Raw genomic sequence first — 24,658 nt, 5'->3', positions numbered from 1 at the left:
TCCCTCACCGGCAGTTATGTGTTTCTGCAACAAGCCCGGCCAACAGATCCGGCACACCAAAACCGCCCGACTTCGTGGCGATCTGCATTTTACCCCAACTCACCTGCACCTCACACAGCGGCAAGCCCGGCCGCAACTCGGCAGTCACTTGTAAACTGTTTACCCCCAGCCGGTCCAGTATCGCTTGCGCAGTTTCCCCCCCGCAAACGAGCAAAGCCGCGGGCCTCATGCGCTCCGCATAACGCACCACGCTCTCGGCAAAACGGCGCGCAGCCTCCTGCCCCGTCACGGCCCCACCACCATCAGAGATCGAGAGAACGAGCGGACCTTCGCGAATATCCACCTCCGGGGCGCGCCCATCGGGAGCCTCCAGCACAGCAATCTCAGACGGCAAAGCAGCAATCTGCGCGCACGTTACAGGGTCCCGAGATCCGTTGGCGATCATCAAAGGCGCCCGAAGACTTGCCCGACCTGGAGCTTCGACCCCCGCGCGTCGCGCCAGCGCAAAGGAAAGTCCCCGCGCACCGATCCAAAGGACGGGTCCATCAACTCCTCCGACAAGACGGTCAAGTTCGACATCCGCCTCACAATCGTGCACCTCGACCGGACCTTCGAAACAGGCCGCAACAGGGATCGGCACCGCAACCCCCTCTCCAACCAGTGCCCCCGCCTCGACCCGCCGGCCCATTTCGGGAATTGCGGGACATGCAATCGCGCGCGCCGCCCTGCACCAAGCCGCCATCGCAGCTGTCTCGGCGGCGACATTGCCCTTTAATCGAGAATCGACCTTTTTCATCACTGTTTTGAAAGCTGTTGGCGACACCGCCTCCAGCGCCGCAATGACGCGCGCTGCCGCTTCACCCGGTGCGATTTCGCGACTGGCGGTATTCACAGCCAAAACATCTGGCGCCATCGCGAGCACCTCCGGCACGGCCGCAGGGCTTCGCGCCACGACAACCTTGTGCCGCGCATCCGCAAAGCCGACCGCCGAGTCGAGAGCACCAGTCAAATCATCCGCCAAGATTAGCGTTTCCGTCATGATATTTTACCAATTCTACACATGTTACTACGCAGCATACACGAAAACACGAATGATAATCTAATTATAATTTAGATGGTTAAGCTTAAATTATATCAAGACATCGCCAAGTTATTGAAACATATTTACCTATAGGTTATTTAGTGTCGCAAGATCGCCATTCCGAGGAGGAGCGAAAATGAGCGAACCAGTTGTCATCACCATGGGAGACCCCTCCGGCGTCGGAGCGGAGGTGACGGTCAAAGCCCTCGCAGGTCGCGATGCAAACATGCGCGCCCAAACCATCGTCATTGGCGATCGCGACACGATGGAACGCGCCCGGAAAGTTTGCGGCGTATCGCTTCCGATCCTGTCGCCCGATGACGACGGAGATGGCATTCGTGTCGCGCATGTGCCTGTCGAGGGCCTTCCCGACACGTTCGGCGTCCTGTCGCCAGCCTGTGGTGAAGCCTCGTTTCGCTATATCGAACGGGCCGTCGCAATGACCATGGGCGGACAGGCCGCCTGCATTGTGACGGCCCCCATCAACAAAGAGGCGTTGAACGCAGCAGGGCATCACTATGATGGACACACGGGCATGCTTGCGAATCTCACGGGGTCAAAATCCTCCTGGATGCTTCTGGCGTCTGAGCGACTGAACGTCGTCCACGTTTCGACCCATGTCTCACTCAAAGACGCGATCACCCGCGCGACGACAGAGCGGGTTCTGGAAACCATCCGCACGGGTCACAAGCACCTCAAACGCATGGGGCTTGAGGCACCGCGCATTGCCGTTGCCGGGATCAACCCGCATTGCGGTGAGAACGGATTGTTCGGCGATGAGGATGACGTGAACATCGCGCCCGCAGTTGAGGCGGCCCGCGCCGAAGGGATCGACATTCAGGGCCCGATTTCTGCGGACACCGTCTATCACCGTGCCTATCAGGGTGCCTTTGATCTGGTGATCGCGCAGTACCACGATCAGGGTCACATCCCGATAAAGCTCGTCGCCTTTGATACGGCGGTGAATGTGTCGCTCGGCTTGCCGATTGACCGTTGCTCCGTCGATCACGGGACCGCCTTCGACATCGCAGGCACCGGCATTGCAAAGCATGACAATATGCTCTGTGCCCTCGACTACGCGGCCAAAATGGCCGCCGCCAAAAGGATCTGAGCCATGAGCAATCAAAAAGAAGCTTTCGTCGCGCTTGTTACCTGCTTCAACGACGACGAGACCATCAATTTTGAGGCCACCCGCGCGCAGGTCCGCCGCCAGATCGACGCGGGCAATAACATCATGTGTGCGGGCACGAATGGCGATTTCTCCGCCCTCACCTACGATGAGAAAGTCCGCCTGTGCGGCGAGGTCGTGGACGAGGTCGGCGGCAAAGCCAAAGTGATCGTCAACGCGGGCATGCCCGCCACGTTTGAGACCATTCTCCTCGCCCGCGAATTTGACAGGATTGGTGTCGACGGGATTGCCGTCATCACACCATTCTTCATCGCCTGTACGCAGGACGGCCTGATCCGGCATTTTACCTCTGTCGCGGATGCCGTCGAAACGCCGATCTATCTGTACGACATCCCGGCCAGGACCCAAAACCACATCGAACCGGAGACTGCGCGCGCCCTTGCAAGCCACGGAAACATCGCCGGGATCAAGGATTCCGGCGGCGCACAGGACACGTTGGAGGCCTATATGGCTGTCGGGCGCGAGATTGACGGCTTTGACGTCTACTCCGGCCCGGATCAACTGGTGCACTGGTCTCTGACAAATGGGGCAAAAGGATGCATTTCCGGGCTTGGAAACGTGCTGCCGGATGTGCTTGCTCAAATCGTCTCAGCTGTGAATGCCGGAGATGAAGCGGGCGCGGCGGCAGCGCAGGAAATTTATACGGCCTTCCGCACCGATCTCTACAAGCTTGGCTTCCCGCCAGCTTTGGTCAAACGCGCGCTCTATCTGCGTGATCCCTCCGTCGGCGCCTCGCGCCAGCCCGCTCTCTTGCCCAACCCAGCGCAGGACGCGGAGATCGACGCCATCCTGAAAAAATTCGGTCGATAAAACCACAGGAGCGTCATACCCGTCCGGATCAGTCTCAGCCTGGACATCGGCACGGACGGCACCCTAAAATCAGCTCGCGGCGCGCTTACTCGGCGCGCCCCCTTTAGGTGGTTACACTTAATTGCCCTGTAAGGAAAAAGACCTTGCAGGGCGCAACGCATTCAGCAGACCATGCTCTCCGGCGCGCTCCCGGTCGATCTCACACCGGAGAAGCTCCTGCGCACGAAGCTCCCGATGACTTGGGCTGCGCATTGCTCAGGGAAGTTCAACGCCTCAGGTCCAGACAGAGCTTCGCAACCGGAAACATGACCCGGAAACGGTTCACAATTTGCGGCACAATTCGTAGAACGCTGACGCTCTAAGCTATTGTTTTCATTTTGATGATTAGGGGTAGTGGCGGACAGGAAGGGATTCGAACCCTCGAGACGGTTCCCCGCCTACACACTTTCCAGGCGTGCGCCTTCGACCACTCGGCCACCTGTCCGAGGCCGTCTATAGTGGAGGTGATAAGGGGGATGCAACCCCCTCTTTTGAAGAAAATGAATGTTTTTTGACGGTGCCATTCCAGCCTCCGCCGCAGAGCCCTTTTTCCACAGGGTTTTCGCGCCTTTCCCGTTTCATCTGATAGAGGCGGATCGGAAAACGGCACCGCATCGCGCGCATCATGCTGCCCGCCTCAAAGGCGGCAGCAGTTCAGATTTTTGAAAAACGCTTTAGTCGAGATGAATCGTCACGCGGCGATTGTCTCGCCCCTTCTTCTCGACCTTACCGAACCGAATGCGCCCGATCTCGGAGGTGCGCGCGACATGAGTGCCACCGCAGGGTTGCAGATCGACCTGATCCTCCCCCCACCCGATGCGCACGAGACGGACCCGGCCCTGCCCGGTCGGCGGCATGACCGACATGGTCTTCACAATCGCCGGGTTGGCCAGAAGTTCCTCATCGCTGATCCAATCCGGCGAGACCACAAGATCCCGTTCGATCAATGCATTGAGCGCCGTTTCAAGCGCCGCTTTGTCTTCCGGCGGGGTGTCCATCTTGAAATCGAGACGCCCTTTTTCAGAGCCGATGGAACCGCCCGTCACAGGCAGAGGAATGACCACGGACAAGAGATGCAGCGCCGTATGAACGCGCATATGGCGATGCCGCCGCATCCAATCGAGCCTCTGCGTCACTTCACTGCCGATGGGCGGCAAGGGCGTGGGGTCGGCGGGGACGAGGATAATCTCCTGCACTGCCCCCTTCACGGTCGTGGCGATGGTCAGCGTGCCCCCATCCCAATCGAGCCAGCCGCTATCGCCCGGCTGACCGCCACCCGTCGGGTAGAAGATCGTCTGATCCAAGATGACACCGCCCTCTGGCGTGTGGTCGACAACGCGCCCCGACGCGTCCTGAAGATAAGCGTCCTCGCGAAACAGCGGCTCGGTCATGAGCTTTCCCCATCGCCTTCACCTTCGCCGTCAATGTCACCAAGATCGGAGGCTTCAATCATCGTCCGTTCCGGCTCGGCAGTCTGCGAACGCGTTTCAGGCTCCTGAGAGAGCGGCACGGGCGGCGTCGCATCTGGCCAGGGCTGCGGTTGCAGCGCCTCGGGGTTGCGCAGCCAGATATCACGTTGCGCGAAGGGAATCTCGATCCCTTCCTCGCCAAATCGTTTGGCAATGGCGTGGTTGATGTCGTTTTTCACCGCGAGAATATAGGTCACGTCGCGCAGGATCGCGCGGATTTCAAATTCGAGAGAATCCGCGCCGAAATTCAGGAACAACACCTGCGGCTTTGGATTGACCGTGATCATCGGTTGATCTTCGGCAATCTCGCGCAGGATCGCCTCGACCTTGCGCGTGTCGGAGCCATAGGCGACGCCTACGGGAATGATCACCCGCCCGATCAGGTTGCCGCGCGTGTAGTTGGTCACCTGATTGGAAATCAGATCGGCGTTCGGCACGATCAGATCTGTCTTGTCAAAGGTCTCGACCCGCGTGGAGCGCACGGAGATATCCTTGACGATCCCCATTTGGCCGCCACCGACATCGATCCAGTCGCCTTCGGAAATCGGTCGTTCGATCAAAAGGATGATGCCAGAGACAAAATTCTGCACAATATTTTGGAGACCAAAACCGATCCCGACCGACAGCGCACCCGCGACAATCGCCAGCGCCGAAAGGTCAATGCCGGCTGCGGTGACGGCCACAATCGCGGAAATGAAAATCCCGACATAGCCCGCGCCAGAAATCACCGCATTCTGACCGCCCTTATCGAGGCGGGTCTTCGGCAGGATCGCCGTGCGCAGCGCCGCTTTGAACAGCCGCGTAGCGCCGAACCCCATGGCGAAGACCACGATGAGCATGAGTATATCACCGACCGAGATTTGCACCCCACCCAGCGAATAGCCGTCCCGCATCTGCGCCCAGATTTCCCAGAGCCGATCCTCGCGCACGCCCCAGATCAGCGCAAACAGCGGCACCGAGCCGATAATCAGCGCGAAGGTCAGCAAGACCGGTGCAAGCGCTTCGCGGTCTCCATCGTGGCGGCGGGTCAGAAGCGCATAGAGATCATTTGCGAAGCGTGACAAAGAGGCCAAAAGCCCCATGAGCGCGAGCGATTTGACCACCGGGAAAATAAGCCCTTTGGCCGCCGACATATAGCCCACCGCCCCCAGCAACAGCCCGGCAACGGAGGCGAGAATGACCGCGCGCGACACCGAACGGGTGATAAGGCTCGCAAACCCCTGCTCAGGCACATCCGCCGTCGCCTCGCCTTCGCTGATCGCATGGGGCGTGGTGTTTTTCAGGATTTGCGCCAGCCGGAACAGCGCTGCCGCAGTGATCGCGATCAGCGGGAAGTTCAGAACCGCCGTGCTGGCTACGGAATAATTGTCGATCTCACCCAGATGCCGCAGGCTGCCGTCCAGCGCCACCATCACGCCCGCAAGAGTCGCCATCGCAGTCGCCTCATAGCGGCGCGGGGTCGATAGATCGAAAAGCGGCTCGGCGCTTCCGGTCGGATAGAGCAAACGGCCCACGATCCAGCGCGACACGAAATAGCCAAGCCCCATAAGCGGAATGGCGCGGAAGATCACATCGCCGCGCGGCCCAAGAAGTCCGGACACCCGTGCCGCCTCGGTGATCGCGACAAGCCCCATCAGAGGCACGAGAATTTGACTCAAAGAGGCGATGAAGCCGCTGACGCCCTGCCCGGCTGCCCCCGGTACACGACTGCGGACAAAGCCCGTCATCTGTTCCGACCAATGCCCCCCCCGGCTGACCAGAACAATCGCAATGAGCAGATAGATCACCAATGTCCCCGCATTGGTTTTCAGCCCGGCCCGCCCCGTCTCGGAGGCCAGATTGTCCGCAACCGCAGTCCAGGCCGAGACGCCCGTTTTGGCCAAGGATTTCAGCGCAGCGGGCCAGAGCGTCGGATTGAGAGGGCTTGGACCAAGCTCCATCAGAGCATCGGCCTGACGCTCGCTCAAAACACTGTCAATCTCGGAGATCAGCCCGTTGGCGCGGGTATAGGCCTCTTCGGCGGTTTTGACCGGCGCTTGCGCGGTCTCCAGCTGGCTGTTGAGTTCCTTGCGGCGCTGCGCGATCTCCGCGCTCTCGGTCTCGCCTTCCGCAGGCGGATCGCCAAGCGCATCAATCTGCGCCTGCAACGTGTCGATCCGCGCCGAATTGGTGTCTTCCGCTGTCAGAAAAGAGGCGCGCCAAACCGTCAGGCTCTCGCGCAGCTGCTCCAACACGGTGTTGGCCGTATCGCTGCTTTGGATGGTGGTCTCCGCAGAGGAGGCCACCTTTTCCCATTGCATATAATCAGGTGCGACGCTGTCCTGCGCGCTGACGGCGAGCGGCAGCGCGAGACACAGGATCAGAAGGAGGCGGGCAAGAAACTGCGCTATCATGCACCTTCATATACGTCAGGCAGAGCGCGCGGTCCACGGTCAAGCCATTCGGGCACAGGAAGTTGTTTCTCCTTGAGGAAGTCCGGGTTGAACAGCTTCGACTGATAGCGCGTGCCGTAGTCGCACAGGATTGTGACGATGGTGTGCCCCGGCCCCATCTCGCGCGCCATACGCATGGCGCCCGCGACGTTGATGCCCGACGAGCCGCCAACGCAGAGGCCTTCGTGTTCAAGCAAATCGAACACCACCGGAAGTGCTTCCTCATCCGGGATTTGATAAGAGAAATCAGGGGTGAACCCTTCGAGGTTGGCGGTGATCCGACCCTGACCGATGCCTTCGGTGATCGAGCCGCCCTCGGATTTCAGCTCGCCCGTGGTGTAATAGCTGTAGAGCGCCGCGCCCATCGGGTCCGCGAGACCGATTTTCACACCCTTGGGCTGAAGCGCCATGCCGGTCCCAGCAAGTGTCCCGCCAGAGCCAACCGCACAGATGAAACCATCGACCTTGCCGCCGGTCTGTTCCCAGATTTCCGGACCGGTGGTCTCGATATGCGCCTGACGGTTCGCCGTGTTGTCGAACTGATTGGCCCAGATCACGCCATTCGGATCGGTCTTCGCCAGTTCCTTGGCGAGACGCTCCGAGTAGCGCACGTAGTTGTTCGGGTTCTTATAGGGCGCTGCCGGCACCTGAACCAGCTCCGCGCCCGCCAGACGGATCATGTCTTTCTTTTCCTGAGACTGGGTCTCGGGAATGACGATCACGGTGCGGAACCCAAGAGCAGAGCCCACAAGCGCCAGACCGATGCCCGTATTGCCCGCCGTGCCCTCGACGATGGTCCCGCCGGGTTTCAACGTGCCCTTCTTGAGCGCATCCTGAATGATGAACAGCGCCGCGCGGTCCTTGACCGACTGGCCGGGGTTCATGAATTCCGCCTTGCCGTAGATCTCACAGCCGGTCGCTTCCGACGGGCCTTTGAGCCGGATCAGGGGCGTGTTGCCAATGCTGTCGATCATATCGCGTTTAATGGGGCTGGGCGCAGACATTTTCGTCGTCCTTTAAATCTCGCAGTCCCTGAATGTGTAGGACGCACATCCCGCGAACTCAAGACAGCGCCAGACAGAGAGGAACGCCGTTCCGGTTTTTCGAAAAATACCGGAACGCACGTTTACGATCCGCCCCGCTCCCTCGGACGTTCAGCGCGGCGTGAGTTTCAGCCAGATGCCATCTTTTGAGCGCACAGTGAGATGCGCCACCGGCACGGGCGTCTTTTCCGGGGTCGTTTCAAGGCAAAAAGCCCGTAGAATCAACGCCAGAAACAACGGCCCCTCGACCATCGCAAAGCCTGCTCCGGTGCAAACGCGCGGCCCGGAAGAGAACGGAATATAGGCATCGCGCAAGCAGTCCTTGCCATTCTCGGTCTTGAACCGGTCGGGATCGAAGGCGTCGGGGTTCTCCCAGAAAATCTGATGCCGCCCGAGATGCCAGGGCGACAGCACGATCTGCGCCCCTTTCGGCACATGGCGCGCCCGAAACTGCACCGGACATTTCGCCTCACGCACCATCATCGGCACCGGCGGATAGAGCCGCAGCGTTTCGCGAAACACATCCTTGATGAAGCGGAGTTTCGAGAGATCGGAGAAACTCGGCTGCTCAGGCAGGCTCATGGCCTCCGCCGCCGCGCGCTCCTGTATCTCCGGGTTCGCGGCCAAAAGCCAAAGCGCCCAGCCAAGTGCCGTCGCAGAGGTCTCGTGCCCCGCCAGAAAGAAGATCGCCACCTGATCGACCATCTCTTCGGTATCAAACCGATCCCCCGTCACCGGGTCCGCCGTGGTCATGATCTTCGTCGCCAGATCGTCGGGGGCCTGCCCCGCCTCGATCTCCGCCATCCGCTGCGCGGTCAGGTCGGTGATCAGCTTGCGGATCGCCTTGGCACCCTCCCGCGTGCGCTTGCGGTGAAACCGCGGCAACCAGTTCGGCAGCGGAATGAAGGCCGCGATATTGAGGATCGGCTGCGCGCGCTGATAGCCCTGAAACTCCTCAAACACTTTCGAGGCGGTCTCATGGGTGATCGGGATCGAAAACAACGTCCGGAAAATCACATCCGCCGCCCCTTCGGAGGCATAGGGCTCAATATCAAACGGCGCGTCCTGCCCGGCCAGCCGGGACACGAGCGTTTGCCCCGCCTCCAACATCGCCGGAAACGTGTCCTTGAGCCGCCCGCCTTCAAAGGCCGGGTCGATGATCCGACGCTGTTTCAACCATGTCTCGCCATTGGTGAGAAACACCGAATTGCCGAGCAAGGGCCGCAGCCCCTCCGCCACCCGCCCGGACTTGGGGAACGCCATCGGCTCCTCATTGAGCACGCGTTTGACCAGAGAGGGCTGATTGACCAGAAAGCTGCGAAAGAACGGCGTTTTATATTCCGCCATCCACGCGCGGTAGAGCTTTTCGGGTTGCGCCGAGAGGATATCCTTGCGGAACAGTTTAACGTAATTGCGCAGGGAGGTTTTCTCGGGCCGCGACTTTGGTTTGGGCGGGATCATGACGCACCCTCCTCTGCCATGTCCTTGAATTTATTCGCCGCCACGTCGATGCGCGAGGGGCTCGGCAGATGATCATGGAACCGGGTCGCCAAGGTCTGGTCGCCCGCCGTGATCTTGAAATAGTCGTAGCTCTCCGGCTGATCAAAGGCGCAGAGATATTGGAAATGCCGCCGGAAAAAGCGCCGCTTCATCGTCGCCTGTTTTTCCGGGCTGAGCGTCTGGGTAAAGGCGGCTGAGATCACCAGCGGCCACTTCTGGTCTTCCGGCGCGACGCCCGACACTTTGATCGGATCGCAGAGCGCGAAAGAACACGGATCGCCCGGCGCCGTCACATCGAGCCAGAAAATCTCATCGCGCGCAGAGAGATAGGCCAGATCGCGGCGCAGGGTCTTGGCCTCTGGCAGGTAGGACACCATTGGAACGACCTGCCCGAGCGAGAGAAAGGACAACACCGGCCCGTTGGAGATCAGCTCCCCGCGACGGATCAGGTCAGACAGGATTTGAATGCCCAGATGCGCGCCGGAGCTATGGCCGACGATGAGAACTTCGTCCCAATCCCCGCGCAGTGCTTCAGAAATCTGCTCCCGAAACACCGCGATGCGTTCCTTCAGCACGGGCGGATCCGCTCCGCGCCAGCGCGCCGAGAAGCCGTAATCGTGCATCAGGTAATAGGCGAAGACCTTGCCGTCCTTGGCCTTGAACCACGACAGCAACAGATAGGCCGAGACAAGACCAAGGGCGAGCCCGATCCAATGGCCAAGCGTACCAAACAGTCCGCCGATGGCCGTCACGAGCCACAACAGAACAAGCGCAATCATAAGCTGCGCCAAGAGTACGCCAATCGGATACAGCGCCGCGATCACCGGGCCGCGCCGGAGCTTCATCAAGCGAAACAGCGCGCCGGTCGAGATATAGGTCCATGCGGTGCGCGCAAGGATCAGGTAGGTGCGGAAAATCCCCGCCTCCATGCTCTCCTGCACGATGTCGGACCAGACCAGCACGTCGATGTCGCTATGGATCTTGCTTCCGTCGATCTCGCTTTCAACCGTCCAGCCGAAATTGCGCCCCTGTTTCGCGGATAAGCTCAGGGAATAGCCGGAAATCTCCGCCTGTGCCGCGCCTTCCTTGCGGTAAAGCTCACGGTAACGGCGCGGCGGAATGGGGTCATAGCCCGGGATGTAGAACACCCGGCGCCGTGTGACCTGTCTACCCTGCTCGCTCATACCGAAAACCTCTAATGTTTTCGGAACACTAACGTGGGTTTCAGGCGAAATTAAGCCCTTTTAACCGAGTTGGCTGAGCGCCGGGAAGGTTTCCAAAAGCCAGTAAGACAGGCGCGAGAAGGCCCCCGTGACCATCAGAAGGCCAACGAGCAACAACAGCCCGCCCATGATCTTCTCTATCAGGCCCATGTGGCGTTTGAGACGGTTCATCAGTCCGACTGCGCGGGTGATGAAAATCGCCGACAGAAGGAACGGCAGGCCAAGCCCGATGGCATAGGTCGCAAGCAGAGTGGTGCCGCGCGACACGGAGGCCTCAGAGGCCGCCATAGACAGGATCGCGCCAAGCTGCGGCCCGATGCAAGGCGTCCAACCGAAGGCAAAGGCAAGGCCGAGAATATAGGCGCCAAAAGCCGTGCCGCCCTTGTCGCCCGCGTCCAGCCGCGCCTCGCGGTCGAGGATCGGAATGCGGAAGACCGACAGGAAATGAAGGCCGAGAATGATGATCACGACACCTGAGATACGGGCGAAAAGCACTTGGTTTTTCAGAAAAAACATCCCGAAGGCCGAAGCCGTGAACCCCATGAACAGGAAGACCGTCGAGAGCCCAAGCACAAACATCAGCGCGGGCAGGATCGCCTTGCGAGAGCCTTTGCCGCCACCCGTCAGTTCACCCATGGAAATCCCGGACATATAGGCGAGATAGGGCGGCACGATGGGCAGCACACAGGGGCTCAAAAAGGACACCATGCCCGCGGCAAGAGCCACGAGCATCGAAGGCAGGAGCGTTGCGTCGAACAGATCAATTCCAAACATGACAGCCTCATGCCAGAAAACCAGCGCCGCGCCTAGCGCCTCCTTTGTCGCGGCGCCTCACATTCGCGTTGGATCATATGTCAGACATGAAAACGGCCGGGAAAGTCCCGGCCGTTCTGAATTCAAATTTCAAACCGCTCAGCGGCTCCACCAGCCTCGGCGCTTCGGTTTGTCGTCTTCCGTAGCCGCTTCGTCAGCCTCCGCCATCTGCGGCTCGGAGGAGACCTCAGGTGCCGCTTCTGACACGACCTCGGCAGGCACATCCGTCGACGGGACAACCTCTTGCGTCTCCTCGACCACGGGCGTCACCTCCTCAGCAACAGGGGCGACCTCTGAAACCGGCTCGGGCGCAGCCTCCACGACCGCTTCCGGCGCGGCCTCGGCAACAACAGGCGCGTCTTCAACCGATGCGTCCTGCGCCTCGACCGGGGCTTCGACCGGAGCCTCTGCCGGAGCATCCGCAGCGGAAGCAGCTTCGGCTTCAGCCGCCGCTTTCGCAGCTTTGTCCGCTTCGATCTCAGCCTTGGTCCGACGCTTGCGCTTCGGCTTCGGCTTTTCTTCCGTGGCAGTGCCCTCGGCCTCAGCCGCCGCTTTCGCAGCCTTGTCCGCCTCGATCTCCGCCTTGGTCCGACGCTTGCGCTTCGGTTTCGGTTTCGCTTCCGCCTCTACAGGTTCAGCCGGAGCCTCTTCGACCGTCTCAGTGGCCGCAGTAGCCGCATCTTCCGACGGGGTTTCACCTTGCTCTGCCGGAGCCTCTTCGCCGGTCTCGGACGTCTCTTCGGCATCGCCCTCCGAGTTGTCCTCGCCATTCGAGTCCTGACCGTCCGTCTGATCGCTCTTCTTGCGACGACGACGGCGGCGGCGACGTTTCTTCGGCTTCTGTTCGTCCTCCGCGGCCTCTTCGACCACTTTGGCTTCTTCTTCGACCTGATCCTCGGCCTCTTCCTCGATCTCTTCCTCGTAATCCGCCATCAGATCGGCAGACGCGGAAATCACGGTCGCACTCGGTTCCGGCACCACACGGGTGGCGGTTTTGAACCGCTCCATGGAGAAGTCCGGGGAGATCAGGAACGGATCGGCCTCGATCCGAATGGCCATGCCATAGCGCGCTTCGATCTGGGCGATCTTTTCGCGCTTCATGTTCATCAGGTAGTTGACGATGGCCACCGGCGCTTTGAGCAGAACCTCGCGGGAGCGCTTGCGCGTGCCCTCTTCTTCCAGCTGGCGCAGAATGGTCAGAGCCATGTTGTCGTCGGAGCGGATCAGACCCGTGCCGTGACAATGCGGACAGGGCTGGGTCGTGGCCTCAAGCATGCCCGGACGCAGACGCTGGCGCGACATTTCCATCAGACCGAAACCGGAAATCCGGCCCACCTGAATGCGCGCGCGGTCGGTTTTGAGTTTGTCTTTCAGACGTTTCTCAACCGCCGTGTTGTTCCGGCGCTCTTCCATGTCGATGAAGTCGATGACGATCAGACCAGCAAGGTCGCGCAGACGCGCCTGACGGGCGACCTCTTCGGCGGCCTCAAGGTTGGTCTTGAGCGCGGTCTCCTCGATCGAGCCTTCTTTCGTGGCGCGACCGGAGTTCACGTCAACGGCCACCAGAGCTTCGGTCACGTCGATCACGATGTAACCGCCGGACTTGAGCTGCACCACCGGGTTGAACATCCCGGCGAGGTAGCTTTCCACCTGATAGCGCGCGAACAGCGGCAGTTGGTCCCCGTAGGGTTTCACGTTCTTGGCATGGGACGGCATGATCATTTTCATGAAGTCCTTGGCCTCGCGATAGCCCTCGACACCCTCGACGATCACCTCGTCGATGTCCTTGGAATACAGATCGCGGATCGACCGTTTGATCAGGTCGCCTTCCTCATAGATTTTCGCCGGGGCCACAGATTTCAGCGTCAGCTCGCGGATCTGTTCCCACATGCGTTTGAGGTAGTCGTAGTCGCGCTTGATCTCCGTCTTGGTGCGCTGTGCGCCCGCCGTGCGGATGATCAGGCCAGCGCCCTGCGGCACTTCAAGCTCGCCTGCGATCTCTTTGAGTTTCTTGCGGTCTGCGGCATTGGTGATCTTGCGGGAGATACCACCACCGCGCGCGGTGTTCGGCATCAACACGCAGTAACGCCCGGCGAGCGACAGGTAGGTGGTCAGAGCCGCGCCCTTGTTGCCGCGCTCTTCCTTGACGACCTGCACCAGCATGATCTGGCGGACTTTGACGACTTCCTGGATTTTGTATTTGCGCGGACGCGGTTTGCGCTTCGGGCGAATTTCCTCGGTGGTGTCATCGTCGGCGACGCTTTCGATGCTGTCATCGGTCTCAGACGCGTTGTCCGCGTCGTCATCAGAGTCATCATCTTCGTCGTCAGACGCGTCTTCATCCTCCGCGTCGGAGCTGTCCTCAGACGTGGTCTCGGTTGCCTCGTCAGGCTCCGCAGTCTCGGCTTCTTCCGTCTCAGCCGCGACCTCAGCGACCGGCGCTTCCGCCTTGGTCTCTTCGGTTTGAGCCGCTTCTTCAGTCTGTTCCGGGGCATCTTCCGGTTCTTCGACCGGGGTGTCCTGAACGGTGAACGCGGGCGACGTGCCCTCCTCGACCGGCGCAGCCTCGTCAGAGATCAGCGCATCAGCCTCGGAGCCTTCCGGCTCGATCACATCCATACCTGCAACAGAAGACGGTGCGTCCGAAGCCGCATCGTCCGCGATCGACACTTCTTTGGTCTCGATCGCGTCGGAGGATTTTACCTCTTCTGCCTTGGTCTCGGCCTTCGGCTTGGAACGGGAACGCGAGCGCGAACGGCGGGACCGTTTCGGCTTTTCTTCTTCCTCTTCCTGCGCCTTGGCATATTCCATTTCCTCAGCCAGCAGCGCCTCACGGTCGGCCAGCGGGATCTGGTAGTAATCCGGGTGAATCTCGGAGAAGGCGAGGAAACCGTGACGGTTTCCGCCGTAATCCACGAAAGCCGCCTGAAGCGACGGCTCGACCCGTGTTACTTTTGCAAGATAGATGTTGCCAGCAAGCTGGCGTTTGTTTTCCGATTCAAAGTCGAATTCCTCGACCTTGTTTCCGTCGACCACCACGACGCGGGTTTCCTCCGCGTGGGTGGCGTCGATGAGCATTTTCTTTGCCATTGAATTTGTCTTCCGGCACCCGAAACGGGCGCACCTCCCCTGCGGGACGCGGCGCTGTTTTCCGGGTGATGTCTTGGGGCGTGCAGTGCGGGCAAGACGGCGGGGGCGCTGGCGCCCGCTCTGTGCTCTGATCTTGCCTCTGCGCGTTGCATCGCGGTTCTTCTCCGGCGCATCAGACGGGATATATCCCAAGCCCTTGCGCCCATTTAAATCCCTATGACCTCGAGAACGTGGCTTCGGGCGGTTCGTGCCGACGGTTTTGTCATGCCGTCTGGCGGTATCGGTCTGCTCTGCGGGGAAGCGACGGGAATTCCCGGATTCCAACACACGCATGCAGCGAATCTGTGTCACGCGGTTTCCGGGACATCTTGGGCGTCATCCGGACCTGCGTCTTTATATCAGTAGTGATGCATCTGCCTTTAGACAACACGCAAATGCATGGAAACGCGTTTTTCGCGGCCAAACCCGCTTCAAACGCCCATATAGCGTCAAAATTAAAGCAAATTGGTTAAAGCACTCTTTCGTGAGCCACCTTGAGCTCTGTGCAGGGCGACAGAGGGTCTCTGTGCCTCTGCACACAAGTTTCATGTGCATATTCGATCATAAGTGATAAATTATATATCGAAATTCACATAAAAGCGCAGAACTCTGCGCAACCCGAAAGGACACATCATGACCCGTATCGCTCTTCTGGTCGGCTCGCTCCGCAAAGACTCTTATACTCTGAAACTCGCCAAAGCCCTGACAAAACTTGCCCCGGAAGGCATGGAATTCGACTTCGTTCAGATCGGCGACCTGCCGTTCTTCAACGAAGACCTCGACACCGACACCCCGCCCGCAAGCTGGACGCGCTTCCGCGAGGAGATCAAAGCTGCCGACGGTGTGCTGTTCGTGACACCGGAATATAACCGCTCTATGCCCGCAGCGATCAAAAACGCCCTCGACGTGGGCTCGCGCCCCTATGGTGAAAGCGCATGGGCCGGCAAACCCGCCGCCATCGTGACCGCAAGCCCCTCCGGCATCGGCGGCTTCGGCGCCAACCACCACCTGCGTCAACCGCTGGTGTTCCTGAACATGCCCGCCATGCAGCAGCCAGAAGCCTATATCGGCAACCTGTGGAACATGTTCGACGAGGACGGCAAGATCATCACCGAAGGCACTGAGGACTTCCTCACCACCTATATGGCCGCCTTCGCAAAATGGGTTGAAGACCACGCCTGAGCATAGCTCTCCCTCCGATCCCAGACGTGACAAGGCGCCCTTCCCTCGCGGGTTGGGCGCCTTCCCTTTGTCATGATCGCGCGAACTCAGAGATAATCAGAGCGCTGCAAACCGTATTTGGCCATTTTCTCGTTGAGCGTCCGGCGCGGCAGGCACAGCTCATCCATCACGGCGACGATAGAGCCTTTGTGACGGCGCATCGTGTTGTCGATCAACATCCGCTCGAAGGCCTCGACATATTCCTTGAGCGGCTTGCCCTCGGTCGTCATGGTCTGCTGTTCCGGCGCATCGGACTCGGACAGCAAAAGCGACGTGATCGACCCGGAGCCGCGACGGCTTTGCAACACGGAACGCTCCGCCACATTGATCAGTTGACGGATGTTCCCCGGCCAGGGCGCTTGCAAGAGCTGGGCCGCTTCCTGCGCCGACAGTTCCGGCGCATCGCAGCCGTATTCTTCGGCGAATTGCTGGCTGAGCTGGGTAAACAGTAGCAGGATGTCCTCCCCGCGCTGGCGCAGCGGCGGGGTGGTGATTTTCATCGCGGCCAAACGGAAATAGAGATCGGGACGCAGCGCCGATTCACAGGTCCGGCCCTGTTCCTGCAGGTTACAGATCGCGATCACACGGGTTTCCGGCGGCGTGCCCTGCTCGTCGATCCATTTCAGCAAACGCGCCTGAAGCGTCATCGGCATGGCCTCGATATCTTCGAGCACCAAAGTGCCGCCGCGCGCTTCTTCAATCAACGGCTGGATTTGCCCGTCCGGGTCCGGCCCAAAGAGCCGTTTCGTCAGATCGGCCTCATCGCGCCCCGCACAGGCGAAGGTGATGAATTTCTTAGACGCCCGTGTGCCCACCGCATGAAGCGCGTGCGCCACAAGCGTCTTGCCGGTGCCGGTTTCGCCATCGATCAGCACATGCCCGTCGGCCTGTCCGAGATCGAGAATATCCTCGCGCAGCCGCTCCATCACGGGAGACGCGCCGATCAGCTTGTTCATGATGCCCGTGCCATCCGACAGCTCGCGCCGCAGCATCCGGTTGTCGAGCGTCAGACGCCGCGCATTGGTGGCCTTCTTGGCCAGCTCGGTCATCCGGTCCGGGTTGAACGGTTTCTCAAGGAAATCAAACGCCCCGATCCGCATCGCCTCCACCGCCATTGGCACATCGCCGTGGCCGGTGATCATGATGACGGGCAGACCGCTATCAACACTCATCAGGCGTTTGAGAAATTGCATCCCGTCCATGCCGGGCATTTTGATATCGGTGATGACAACGCCCGGATAATCGGCCCCAAGCGCCTTCACAGCATCTTCCGCGCTGGCAAAGGTTTCCGTGTCAAACCCCGAAAGCGCCAGCCATTGGCTGATCGACTGCCGCATATCCTGTTCGTCATCGACGATCGCGATTTTCATTGCCGTCGCCATGGTCTTTTCCCTTCTTGCTCCGGTCCATGCCGGATATTCAACGTCTGGGCGGGTTTATTCCGCCGCGTGTTTCGCCTCGTCAGAGAGAGGCAGTATCATTTCAAACACCGCGCCCCCGGCTGGCCGGTTGCGTGCCGTCAGCCGCCCGCCGAGCTCCGCCACAATGCCGGAGGAGATCGCAAGGCCAAGCCCAACCCCGTCCCCCGGAGCCTTGGTGGTGTAAAAAGGCTCGAACAAAGTGTCGAGGTCTTCGATCCCGGAGCCGTTGTCACGAACACTCACGCTTGCTTGAGTGCCGCCCAGTATACCACCGGTCACCAAAATCTCGATCTGCGGTTCGTCGGAATTCTTGCTGGCGTCAAACGCATTGCGCAACAGGTTCACAAGCACCTGCTCAAGGCGCACCCGATCCCCGTCCACCACCACCGGCTCCGGCGGCAGGCCGCGAATGATCTCGACCGCGCCCTGTTTGAACTGCGGCTCCATCATCGACAGGGCCGAGGACACGCAATCGCGCAGGTCAATCGGCTGCAAATGATCGGAGCCTTTGCGGGCGTAGGATTTGAGCTGTTTGGTGATCGCGCCCATGCGCTCGATCAGATCGTCAATGCGCCCAAACGAGGCCAGTGCCTCCTCTGAGCGCTTGCGCTTGATCAGAAGCCGCGCCCCGGCAAGATAGGTTTTCATCGCGGCGAGAGGTTGGTTCAGCTCATGCGACACCGCCGCAGACATTTCCCCCAGCACCGCCAGCTTGGACGATTGCGCCAAGGTCTGTTCGGCCACCTCAAGGCTTTTCTCCGCCCGTTTGCGGTCCGCGATCTCGCGTTGCAACGTGGCGTTAAGCTGGCGCAGCTCCGCACTTTCCCGCTGGAACAACCCGGCGCGGGACACGGCGCGGCGCGATGTCAGGTAGAACGCGCCCGACAGCAAAATGGCAAAGCCCATGATTTCGAGGGCCAGAAACCCGTTCACCCGCTCGCGCACCGAGCCATAGGTGGTGAAAGAGGTCATCCTCCAGCCGCGAAATGGGATGCGGCTTTCGAGACGCATCACTGCTTCGCCGCCGAGATAGGCCTCATCCGGGTCCGGTGACCAGTCGGTGGTCAGCTGAAACGCCCGCTCAATCGCCGTCGGCGCATCACGGGTGGCCAAAGCTTCGGCCTCCTGTTTCGAACGCCAACGCGGCTCGGTGGACAATATGATATTGCCCTCGGAGTTGACCACAATCACCGCGTCCGAAATCCCAGCCCAGCTTTTCTCGAACTTGGCGAGATCGACCTTGACCACGATGACACCCGCCAGCGCGCCATTCACGTCGATCCGGCGCGAATAGGTGAACTCATAGGCGTTGTTGTCCATCGCCGTGGTCTTGAACACCGTCTCATTGGAGCGCAACGCATCGACGAAAGACGCCGATTGTCGGTTGTTCGCGCCGAGCAATGACCGATCCGTCGCGGCCACCACCCGGCCACTTTCATCCAAAAGCGTGATCCCCGCCGCGCCGATCTCATCGACATAGGCGATCAGATGTTGAGAGGTCTGGGAAAAATCGCGCGAGGTCAGCGCATTCACCAGAACCGGATCGCGCGACAACAGGATCGGAACGATGGAATTACGCTGCAATTCACTCATCAGGTTCCCGGCATAAAGCGCCTGTCGCACTTCCGCGCGGTTGCGGGTCAGCGTCGTGTAGCGTTCCGTCAAAAGAAGATTGGTGACCCAGATGACGCCCACGGCCGCCGCAATAAAGGCCATCAGAGCCAGACGCCCGGTCCAGCTCATGGTGCGCGGCCGCCTGGCCCGCTGTTTGCCGCCGATGGTATCGTGATCACTCATGCGGGTAAGAGTACGCGCTGGCGCCTGTCGCCCGCAAGGGGCCGAACAGGCGTCATAGTCCCCGCAAAACCATCGTTTCGCGACATTTGAGCAAATTCCTGCCGGTGTGGCGGGGGTTTAGGCGGAAACCAGTGCGTCCATCAGCGATGTGAAGAACAGTTTACCGTCTTCATTGCCGTGCTGCGGCTCGGCGGCGCGTTCCGGGTGCGGCATCATGCCGAGCACACGGCGGTTCTCCGACAGGATGCCGGCGATGTCGCGCTTCGACCCGTTCGGGTTGTCGAGGTAACGGAAGGCCACACGGCCCTCGCCTTCGAGCATGTCGAGCGTGCTCTCGTCGGCCGTGAAGTTGCCATCGTGGTGCGCGATCGGAATACCGATGTGCTGACCTTGCGCATAGGCAGAGGTATAGGGGCTGTCGGTGCTTTCAACGGCGAGCGGTGTGGTCTTGCAGATGTACTTGAGACCACCGTTGCGCAGCAAAGCGCCCGGCAGGAGCCGCGCTTCGGTCAGCACTTGAAAGCCGTTGCAGATGCCGAAGGCATACCCGCCACGCTCAACGTGTTTCTTGAGCGAAGCCACCACCGGAGAGTTCGCCGCAATCGCGCCGCAGCGCAGATAGTCGCCGTAGGAAAAGCCGCCCGGCACGCCGACAACATCGACGCCTTCCGGCAGTTCCGCATCTTTGTGCCAGACCATCGTCACGTCCGCACCGGCATTCTTGAGCGCGGTGTACATGTCACGGTCGCAATTGGACCCGGGGAATTGCAGGACGGCGGCTTTCATCGGGGAAACTCCTGTGAGGGATGTACGGAGGTCTGTTCACGCGCCTGATACGCTGGGGAAGCTTCGGGATCAAGCCTTCATGCGCAATGAACATGCCGCGATCAGCGCATCACCCGCACCTGCCAGCAATTGTTGCGCGCCGAGCGAATGTCGACAAAGGCAATCTCATCGCGCGACAGCAACTCCGCGCAATAAGTTTCGATCTCGCCCTGCGGCGTCACCCGCCCCGTGCCGTACACGATCCGCTCATTGATGTCGTAGCCCTTGATCAGATAGTCCGGCGAGGTGGTCAACACCTCCGGCACGGCTTCGCCCCGATAGGGTGCGCAATCACCGGCACAAAGGAAAATCGGCCCGGTCTCCGCATAAGGATTGCGGCTCTCAAACGGCCGGTGCGCACAGATCAACATGCCCTGGCCTTTGGGAATATTGCACAAACAGTGCCGACAGGGCGCCCTCTCATAAGGGTTCAGAACGAACTCCGACACCTGCCCGTTGGCATCCGACTTGCCCAAACGCAGCGCATGGGCGGTGAGGGTTGGCAATCCCTGAAAGATCATCGCGAAAGCTCCTTATTCACACGCCTCCGGCATAGAAAATCGCCATGCTCCAAGCGACCCGGATCTTGTGCAAAGCAGCGCCGCACGGTCTCTGTGCCAAGGGGAACAGCCAGCCCCCTTGTTCTGCCCCCGGCCAAATCCCTACATTCATCTCAACAGCGCGCCAGCCCTCCGGCTTGGCGTTGATGAAAGGAACACTATGAAAAATCTTGGCTTTTTGTCCTTCGGCCACTGGGCACCCGAACGCGGTTCGGCCGTGCGCTCGGCCTCGGACGCGCTTTTGCAATCCATCGACCTGGCCGTCGCCGCAGAAGAACTGGGCCTCGACGGGGCCTATTTCCGCGTCCACCACTTTGCCCGCCAGCTCGCCTCACCCTTCCCGCTTCTGGCCGCCATCGGTGCCAAAACCTCGAAAATCGAGATCGGCACCGGCGTGATCGACATGCGCTATGAGAACCCGCTCTATATGGCGGAAGACGCAGGCGCAGCCGATCTGATCGCGGGCGGACGCCTGCAGCTTGGGCTCAGCCGTGGCTCGCCCGAACAGGTGATCGATGGCTGGCGGCATTTTGGCTATATGCCCGCCGAGGACGAGGACGCCTCCGACATGGCCCGCCGTCACACCCAGCTCTTCCTGCAACAGCTCGAAGGCCGTGGCTTTGCGCAGCCCAACCCGCGCCCGATGTTCCCGAACCCGCCGGGGATGCTGCGTCTTGAGCCGCATTCCGAAGGGCTGATCGACCGCATCTGGTGGGGCTCCGGCTCCAACGCCACGGCGAAATGGGCGGCGATGCTCGGCATGAACTTGCAAAGCTCGACGCTGAAAGACGACGAAACCGGCGAGCCCTTCCATGTGCAGCAGGCGCAGCAGATCCGTGAATATCGTGAGGCGTGGAAATCTGCGGGTCATGACCGTGAACCGCGCGTCTCTGTGAGCCGCTCAATCTTTGCGCTGACCAATGACATGGACCGGATGTATTTCGGCCAAGGAGGCAAGGACAGCGACCAGATCGGGATGATCGACCAGACCCGCTCGATCTTCGGGCGCGGCTATGCCGACGAGCCGGACAAGCTCATCGAGCAGCTCAAAGGCGACGAAGCGATTGCCGAGGCCGATACTCTTCTCCTGACCGTGCCGAACATGTTGGGCGTCGAGTACAACATCCATGTGATCGAGACGATTTTGAAAGAGGTCGCCCCGGCGCTGGGGTGGCGCTGATCCCCTCTCTTAAAAACAGGCGCATCCCCAAACGGGGGTGCCCTCTTCAGGCCACGTTCTGAGTGCGAACAATTATGAGCGCGATTTATTCCGGCCAAACCACCATCGGTATGGTCTTCTCGTCGCATTCATCATCCACGACCCGCGTTTTCAGCCGATAGTGAAACCCATCGAACACCCAAGTCTCATGGGTAAAACAATCCCCGAGGCCCCGCCCCTTGTAATAGCTCTCCAGCACCGGGGAATCCCCCTCAAGTCCCCAAAGCGCCAGTTCCGGCGTCGGTGTCCCGGTCTCGTCGATCGCTGCCACCCGCACGGGATCAACACCATCGAGCACCGGCCCCAGCAGATAAACGTGTGAGCCGACATTATAGGCCGCCGTCCAACAGGTTTGCGCCAGAACCAGAACCTCCGGGTGCCCCCAAATGATCTGCGGCTCAGAGACATTGTCGAACATATCCGGCAAAGGCCCCTCACAGGCCTCCTCCGTCATGGCGCGGGCCTGCGCCTTGAGCGCCGCCCAATCCGGCCTCGGAAGGGCCAATGTGCGATCTCCCGCCTGCCCTTGTTGCTCCTCCGCCCAGATCAGCGCCGCCTTGATCCCGGCCAGAGAGACACCGTCGCTGAACCCCTCCGCATCGTAGTGAAGTTCAAGCACATCCCCATCCAGAAGCGGCGCAGGGAACGGCATTTCCGCATCCTCCGCCCAGCCCATCTCAACCCCGTCGATCAAAATCGTGCCACGTACATCTTCATGGAAACTCAGCGCCCAATGCCCGCCCGCATTGGCCCTGACCAGCGACAGGATCGGATTGGCGCGGGGCGTGAGCGCGCAATACTCCGGCCCGCACGCCGCCTGCCATTGCTTGTAATGAAACCCGGGAACCTCCTCCGCCCCGCTTGCACTTGGCAAAGCCGCACTGGGCAAAACCACTCCGACCAAAGCCGCGCAAAGAACAAAGGGCGCAGAGCGCGTCAAACCGGAAAACATAGTGATACCTCTCAAACCATCCACAGACCAACACCCGCGAGATCAAACCTCGCCGGGACGGCCCAACACTGACGGAAAGGACAGACAAAACAAGAGGTTTATGCCGCGAGGTTGATGTTGTGCGGATGTAGCGCGCAAAGAATAGCCTCGAAGGCCGATACAGCAGCGCATAGCAAAGCAACGGCACATAAAAAAAGCCGCCCCGAAGGGCGGCCTTTGATCTCGTGGAAGCTGAGCGGCTCAGAGCAGCTCGATTTTGTAGCTTTCGATCACCGTGTTGGCCAAAAGCTTCTCGCACATCTCGGTGATGGTCTCTTCCGAGGTGCCATCGGCGAGATCAAGCTCGATCACCTTGCCTTGACGCACGCCTTCGACGCCATCAAAGCCAAGGCTACCCAAAGCGTGGCGCACGGCCTCGCCTTGAGGGTCCAGAACACCGTTTTTCAGCATGACAAAGACGCGGGCTTTCATGAAGTCGTTCCTCTCAGTGGTCCCTTTGGCGCGCTTAGCCGCACACCAGTCGTGGCTTTCAATTGATGATCTTCGGCGTGTCCGCGTCGATCGGTCCGTTGGTCGGCAACACGCCCAGACGGCGCGCCACTTCGGTATAGGCGTCGGTCAGAGAGCCGAGGTCGCGGCGGAACACGTCCTTGTCGAGCTTCTGCCCGCTCTCGATGTCCCAAAGGCGGCAGCTGTCCGGGCTGATCTCGTCGGCGACGATCAGGCGCATGAAATCGCCATCCCAGACGCGACCAATCTCGATCTTGAAATCCACCAGACGAATGCCGACGCCGTACATCACGCCGGACAGGTAATCGTTCACCCGCAGCGCCAGAGCGACGATGTCGTCGAGATCCTGCTGCGAGGCCCAACCGAAGGCGATGATATATTCTTCCGGCACAAGCGGATCGCCGAGCGCGTCGTCCTTGTAGGAGAATTCGATGATCGGGCGCGGCAGGCGGATGCCTTCTTCAAGCCCGAGACGTTTGGCCATGGAGCCGGCAGCGTAGTTGCGCACGATCACTTCCAGCGGCACGATCTCGCATTGACGGATCAGCTGCTCACGCATGTTCAGGCGTTTGATGAAGTGGTTCGGAATGCCCAGAGAGGTCAGACCGTTCATGAAGAACTCGGACAGGCGGTTGTTGAGCACGCCCTTGCCCTCGATGGTCGCATGTTTCTGCGCGTTGAACGCAGTTGCGTCATCCTTGAAATACTGCACCAGAGTGCCCGGTTCTGGACCTTCGTAGAGCGTTTTCGCTTTGCCTTCGTAGATTTTTTTACGGCGCGCCATGGGGCCTCCAAAGCTAGTGGGGCCGGGAATCATTACGACCGGCCACTTCAGATGCGCTCTTTAGGGCAAGGGAGACGCGGGGGCAAGCTTGCCACCACAATCACCGCCCAGTTGATTTTCGCCATTTGCCCAAAATCTAAACACTTTATTGATCTGCATCCTTGTGAACCGCCCCTGAGATGGTCATAATCAAGCTCAGGAGATTGACAGAGGAGGAGCCTGCATGACCACCTTCGACGAACGGGAAGCGGCCTTTGAGCGCAAATATGCGCATGACGCTGAGCTTCAGTTCCGCCTGGAGGCGCGTGCCGACCGTAAGCTTGCCAAATGGGCTGCCGGGACGCTCGGGAAATCCGGCGATGAAATTGAGACCTACACAGCGGATGTGATCCGTGCCGATCTGAAAGAGCGCGGCCCGGAAGACGTGATCGCCAAAGTCGCCGAAGATCTCGGCGCGGCGTCCAGCGTGAGTGCCGTGCGCGAAAAATACGCCGAATTCTTTGCCGAGGCCAAAGCAGAACTGGCCGAAAGCTGACCTGAGGCTGACCGCGTCAGATCACTGAAATTTCACCACAAAGTGACAGGCTTTAGGGTCCGTATTTCGATACGGGCCCTTGTTTCTTTTTGCGTCTCCCCCGACA

The 24,658-nt window shown here is 60.2% G+C and carries 20 protein-coding genes and 1 tRNA gene; 5 read left to right on the top strand and 16 right to left on the bottom strand.

Features of this window, described 5'->3' with window-relative positions:
* Positions 1–4: 4 nt before the first annotated feature.
* On the bottom strand, positions 5–1,039 hold the full coding sequence (locus ACYBHZ_RS06475) for a four-carbon acid sugar kinase family protein (RefSeq protein ID WP_460273441.1): 1,035 nt from the start codon (positions 1,037–1,039) through the stop codon (positions 5–7).
* Positions 1,040–1,217: 178 nt separating this feature from the next.
* On the opposite strand from ACYBHZ_RS06475, the gene pdxA reads away from it, so the two are divergent.
* Complete coding sequence (gene pdxA / locus ACYBHZ_RS06470; protein WP_460273440.1) at positions 1,218–2,192, top strand: 4-hydroxythreonine-4-phosphate dehydrogenase PdxA; 975 nt, start codon at positions 1,218–1,220, stop codon at positions 2,190–2,192.
* A gap of 3 nt (positions 2,193–2,195) precedes the next feature.
* Positions 2,196–3,080: a dihydrodipicolinate synthase family protein gene (locus ACYBHZ_RS06465; protein ID WP_460273439.1), complete on the top strand. Its 885-nt coding sequence runs from the start codon at positions 2,196–2,198 to the stop codon at positions 3,078–3,080.
* Positions 3,081–3,474: 394 nt separating this feature from the next.
* Here the strand turns inward: ACYBHZ_RS06465 and ACYBHZ_RS06460 are convergent.
* The 8 genes from ACYBHZ_RS06460 to ACYBHZ_RS06425 form a co-directional block, all read right to left on the bottom strand.
* Positions 3,475–3,564 (bottom strand) — tRNA-Ser (locus ACYBHZ_RS06460).
* A 229-nt stretch (positions 3,565–3,793) separates the two neighbouring features.
* Entirely contained in the window at positions 3,794–4,510 is a 717-nt protein-coding gene (locus tag ACYBHZ_RS06455) for an alanyl-tRNA editing protein (protein WP_460273438.1), read from the bottom strand.
* Entirely contained in the window at positions 4,507–6,981 is a 2,475-nt protein-coding gene (locus ACYBHZ_RS06450) for a DUF3772 domain-containing protein (protein ID WP_460273437.1), read from the bottom strand. Before ACYBHZ_RS06450 ends, ACYBHZ_RS06455 begins: the two co-directional genes overlap by 4 nt.
* Positions 6,978–8,024 (bottom strand): cysteine synthase A, encoded by a 1,047-nt coding sequence (locus tag ACYBHZ_RS06445; protein WP_460273436.1) that lies wholly within the window; start codon positions 8,022–8,024, stop codon positions 6,978–6,980. The genes ACYBHZ_RS06450 and ACYBHZ_RS06445 overlap by 4 nt, the downstream gene beginning before the upstream one ends.
* Before the next feature lie 150 nt (positions 8,025–8,174).
* On the bottom strand, positions 8,175–9,524 hold the full coding sequence (locus ACYBHZ_RS06440) for a cytochrome P450 (RefSeq protein ID WP_460273435.1): 1,350 nt from the start codon (positions 9,522–9,524) through the stop codon (positions 8,175–8,177).
* Positions 9,521–10,747 carry a hypothetical protein gene (locus ACYBHZ_RS06435; protein WP_460273434.1) on the bottom strand — a complete coding sequence of 409 codons (1,227 nt, stop codon included), beginning with the start codon at positions 10,745–10,747 and terminating at the stop codon, positions 9,521–9,523. Before ACYBHZ_RS06435 ends, ACYBHZ_RS06440 begins: the two co-directional genes overlap by 4 nt.
* 60 nt (positions 10,748–10,807) lie before the next feature.
* Complete coding sequence (locus ACYBHZ_RS06430) at positions 10,808–11,560, bottom strand: cytochrome c biogenesis CcdA family protein (RefSeq protein WP_460273433.1); 753 nt, start codon at positions 11,558–11,560, stop codon at positions 10,808–10,810.
* 138 nt (positions 11,561–11,698) lie between these two features.
* A complete protein-coding gene (locus ACYBHZ_RS06425) occupies positions 11,699–14,689 on the bottom strand; it encodes an Rne/Rng family ribonuclease (RefSeq protein ID WP_460273432.1) in 2,991 nt (996 codons plus the stop codon).
* Positions 14,690–15,361: 672 nt separating this feature from the next.
* On the opposite strand from ACYBHZ_RS06425, the gene ACYBHZ_RS06420 reads away from it, so the two are divergent.
* The gene (locus tag ACYBHZ_RS06420; RefSeq protein WP_460273431.1) at positions 15,362–15,910 is read left to right on the top strand and encodes an NADPH-dependent FMN reductase; all 549 of its coding nucleotides are present in this window, start codon (positions 15,362–15,364) and stop codon (positions 15,908–15,910) included.
* 86 nt (positions 15,911–15,996) lie between these two features.
* Here the strand turns inward: ACYBHZ_RS06420 and ACYBHZ_RS06415 are convergent, their stop codons facing one another.
* The 4 genes from ACYBHZ_RS06415 to ACYBHZ_RS06400 form a co-directional block, all read right to left on the bottom strand.
* Positions 15,997–17,331 carry a sigma-54-dependent transcriptional regulator gene (locus ACYBHZ_RS06415; RefSeq protein ID WP_460273430.1) on the bottom strand — a complete coding sequence of 445 codons (1,335 nt, stop codon included), beginning with the start codon at positions 17,329–17,331 and terminating at the stop codon, positions 15,997–15,999.
* Positions 17,332–17,385: 54 nt separating this feature from the next.
* A complete protein-coding gene (locus tag ACYBHZ_RS06410; RefSeq protein ID WP_460273429.1) occupies positions 17,386–19,113 on the bottom strand; it encodes a sensor histidine kinase in 1,728 nt (575 codons plus the stop codon).
* Positions 19,114–19,284: 171 nt separating this feature from the next.
* Positions 19,285–19,953 carry a phosphoribosylformylglycinamidine synthase subunit PurQ gene (gene purQ, locus ACYBHZ_RS06405; protein ID WP_460273428.1) on the bottom strand — a complete coding sequence of 223 codons (669 nt, stop codon included), beginning with the start codon at positions 19,951–19,953 and terminating at the stop codon, positions 19,285–19,287.
* Between the two features lie 101 nt (positions 19,954–20,054).
* Positions 20,055–20,513, bottom strand: coding sequence for a DUF1203 domain-containing protein (locus ACYBHZ_RS06400; RefSeq protein WP_460273427.1), 459 nt, complete (start codon positions 20,511–20,513; stop codon positions 20,055–20,057).
* 199 nt (positions 20,514–20,712) lie between these two features.
* Between ACYBHZ_RS06400 and ACYBHZ_RS06395 the strand changes: the two genes are divergently transcribed.
* Positions 20,713–21,732 carry an LLM class flavin-dependent oxidoreductase gene (locus tag ACYBHZ_RS06395; protein ID WP_460273426.1) on the top strand — a complete coding sequence of 340 codons (1,020 nt, stop codon included), beginning with the start codon at positions 20,713–20,715 and terminating at the stop codon, positions 21,730–21,732.
* A gap of 85 nt (positions 21,733–21,817) precedes the next feature.
* Here ACYBHZ_RS06395 and ACYBHZ_RS06390 read toward each other — a convergent pair whose 3' ends face one another.
* The 3 genes from ACYBHZ_RS06390 to purC all read right to left on the bottom strand — a co-directional run bounded on the left by ACYBHZ_RS06390 (position 21,818) and on the right by purC (position 24,017).
* Positions 21,818–22,723 carry a DUF1176 domain-containing protein gene (locus tag ACYBHZ_RS06390; RefSeq protein WP_460273425.1) on the bottom strand — a complete coding sequence of 302 codons (906 nt, stop codon included), beginning with the start codon at positions 22,721–22,723 and terminating at the stop codon, positions 21,818–21,820.
* Between the two features lie 240 nt (positions 22,724–22,963).
* Complete coding sequence (gene purS / locus ACYBHZ_RS06385; RefSeq protein WP_460273424.1) at positions 22,964–23,194, bottom strand: phosphoribosylformylglycinamidine synthase subunit PurS; 231 nt, start codon at positions 23,192–23,194, stop codon at positions 22,964–22,966.
* 58 nt (positions 23,195–23,252) lie between these two features.
* A complete protein-coding gene (purC, locus tag ACYBHZ_RS06380; protein ID WP_460273423.1) occupies positions 23,253–24,017 on the bottom strand; it encodes a phosphoribosylaminoimidazolesuccinocarboxamide synthase in 765 nt (254 codons plus the stop codon).
* Between the two features lie 223 nt (positions 24,018–24,240).
* Between purC and ACYBHZ_RS06375 the strand changes: the two genes are divergently transcribed.
* Positions 24,241–24,552, top strand: a complete 312-nt coding sequence (locus ACYBHZ_RS06375) for a DUF1476 domain-containing protein (protein ID WP_460273422.1) — start codon at positions 24,241–24,243, stop codon at positions 24,550–24,552.
* Positions 24,553–24,658 lie beyond the last annotated feature (106 nt).

This window comes from Celeribacter sp. ULVN23_4 (genome assembly GCF_054788345.1).
Note: the sequence above shows the minus strand (reverse complement) of the source record. Positions and strands in the feature narration are given on the sequence as shown.

Coding starts and splice junctions, on each gene's coding strand:
- ACYBHZ_RS06475 (WP_460273441.1), bottom strand. CDS start 1,039: ATGACGGAAACGCTAATCTTGGCGGATGATTTGACTGGTGCTCTCGAC.
- pdxA (WP_460273440.1), top strand. CDS start 1,218: ATGAGCGAACCAGTTGTCATCACCATGGGAGACCCCTCCGGCGTCGGA.
- ACYBHZ_RS06465 (WP_460273439.1), top strand. CDS start 2,196: ATGAGCAATCAAAAAGAAGCTTTCGTCGCGCTTGTTACCTGCTTCAAC.
- ACYBHZ_RS06455 (WP_460273438.1), bottom strand. CDS start 4,510: ATGACCGAGCCGCTGTTTCGCGAGGACGCTTATCTTCAGGACGCGTCG.
- ACYBHZ_RS06450 (WP_460273437.1), bottom strand. CDS start 6,981: ATGATAGCGCAGTTTCTTGCCCGCCTCCTTCTGATCCTGTGTCTCGCG.
- ACYBHZ_RS06445 (WP_460273436.1), bottom strand. CDS start 8,024: ATGTCTGCGCCCAGCCCCATTAAACGCGATATGATCGACAGCATTGGC.
- ACYBHZ_RS06440 (WP_460273435.1), bottom strand. CDS start 9,524: ATGATCCCGCCCAAACCAAAGTCGCGGCCCGAGAAAACCTCCCTGCGC.
- ACYBHZ_RS06435 (WP_460273434.1), bottom strand. CDS start 10,747: ATGAGCGAGCAGGGTAGACAGGTCACACGGCGCCGGGTGTTCTACATC.
- ACYBHZ_RS06430 (WP_460273433.1), bottom strand. CDS start 11,560: ATGTTTGGAATTGATCTGTTCGACGCAACGCTCCTGCCTTCGATGCTC.
- ACYBHZ_RS06425 (WP_460273432.1), bottom strand. CDS start 14,689: ATGGCAAAGAAAATGCTCATCGACGCCACCCACGCGGAGGAAACCCGC.
- ACYBHZ_RS06420 (WP_460273431.1), top strand. CDS start 15,362: ATGACCCGTATCGCTCTTCTGGTCGGCTCGCTCCGCAAAGACTCTTAT.
- ACYBHZ_RS06415 (WP_460273430.1), bottom strand. CDS start 17,331: ATGGCGACGGCAATGAAAATCGCGATCGTCGATGACGAACAGGATATG.
- ACYBHZ_RS06410 (WP_460273429.1), bottom strand. CDS start 19,113: ATGAGCTGGACCGGGCGTCTGGCTCTGATGGCCTTTATTGCGGCGGCC.
- purQ (WP_460273428.1), bottom strand. CDS start 19,953: ATGAAAGCCGCCGTCCTGCAATTCCCCGGGTCCAATTGCGACCGTGAC.
- ACYBHZ_RS06400 (WP_460273427.1), bottom strand. CDS start 20,513: ATGATCTTTCAGGGATTGCCAACCCTCACCGCCCATGCGCTGCGTTTG.
- ACYBHZ_RS06395 (WP_460273426.1), top strand. CDS start 20,713: ATGAAAAATCTTGGCTTTTTGTCCTTCGGCCACTGGGCACCCGAACGC.
- ACYBHZ_RS06390 (WP_460273425.1), bottom strand. CDS start 22,723: ATGTTTTCCGGTTTGACGCGCTCTGCGCCCTTTGTTCTTTGCGCGGCT.
- purS (WP_460273424.1), bottom strand. CDS start 23,194: ATGAAAGCCCGCGTCTTTGTCATGCTGAAAAACGGTGTTCTGGACCCT.
- purC (WP_460273423.1), bottom strand. CDS start 24,017: ATGGCGCGCCGTAAAAAAATCTACGAAGGCAAAGCGAAAACGCTCTAC.
- ACYBHZ_RS06375 (WP_460273422.1), top strand. CDS start 24,241: ATGACCACCTTCGACGAACGGGAAGCGGCCTTTGAGCGCAAATATGCG.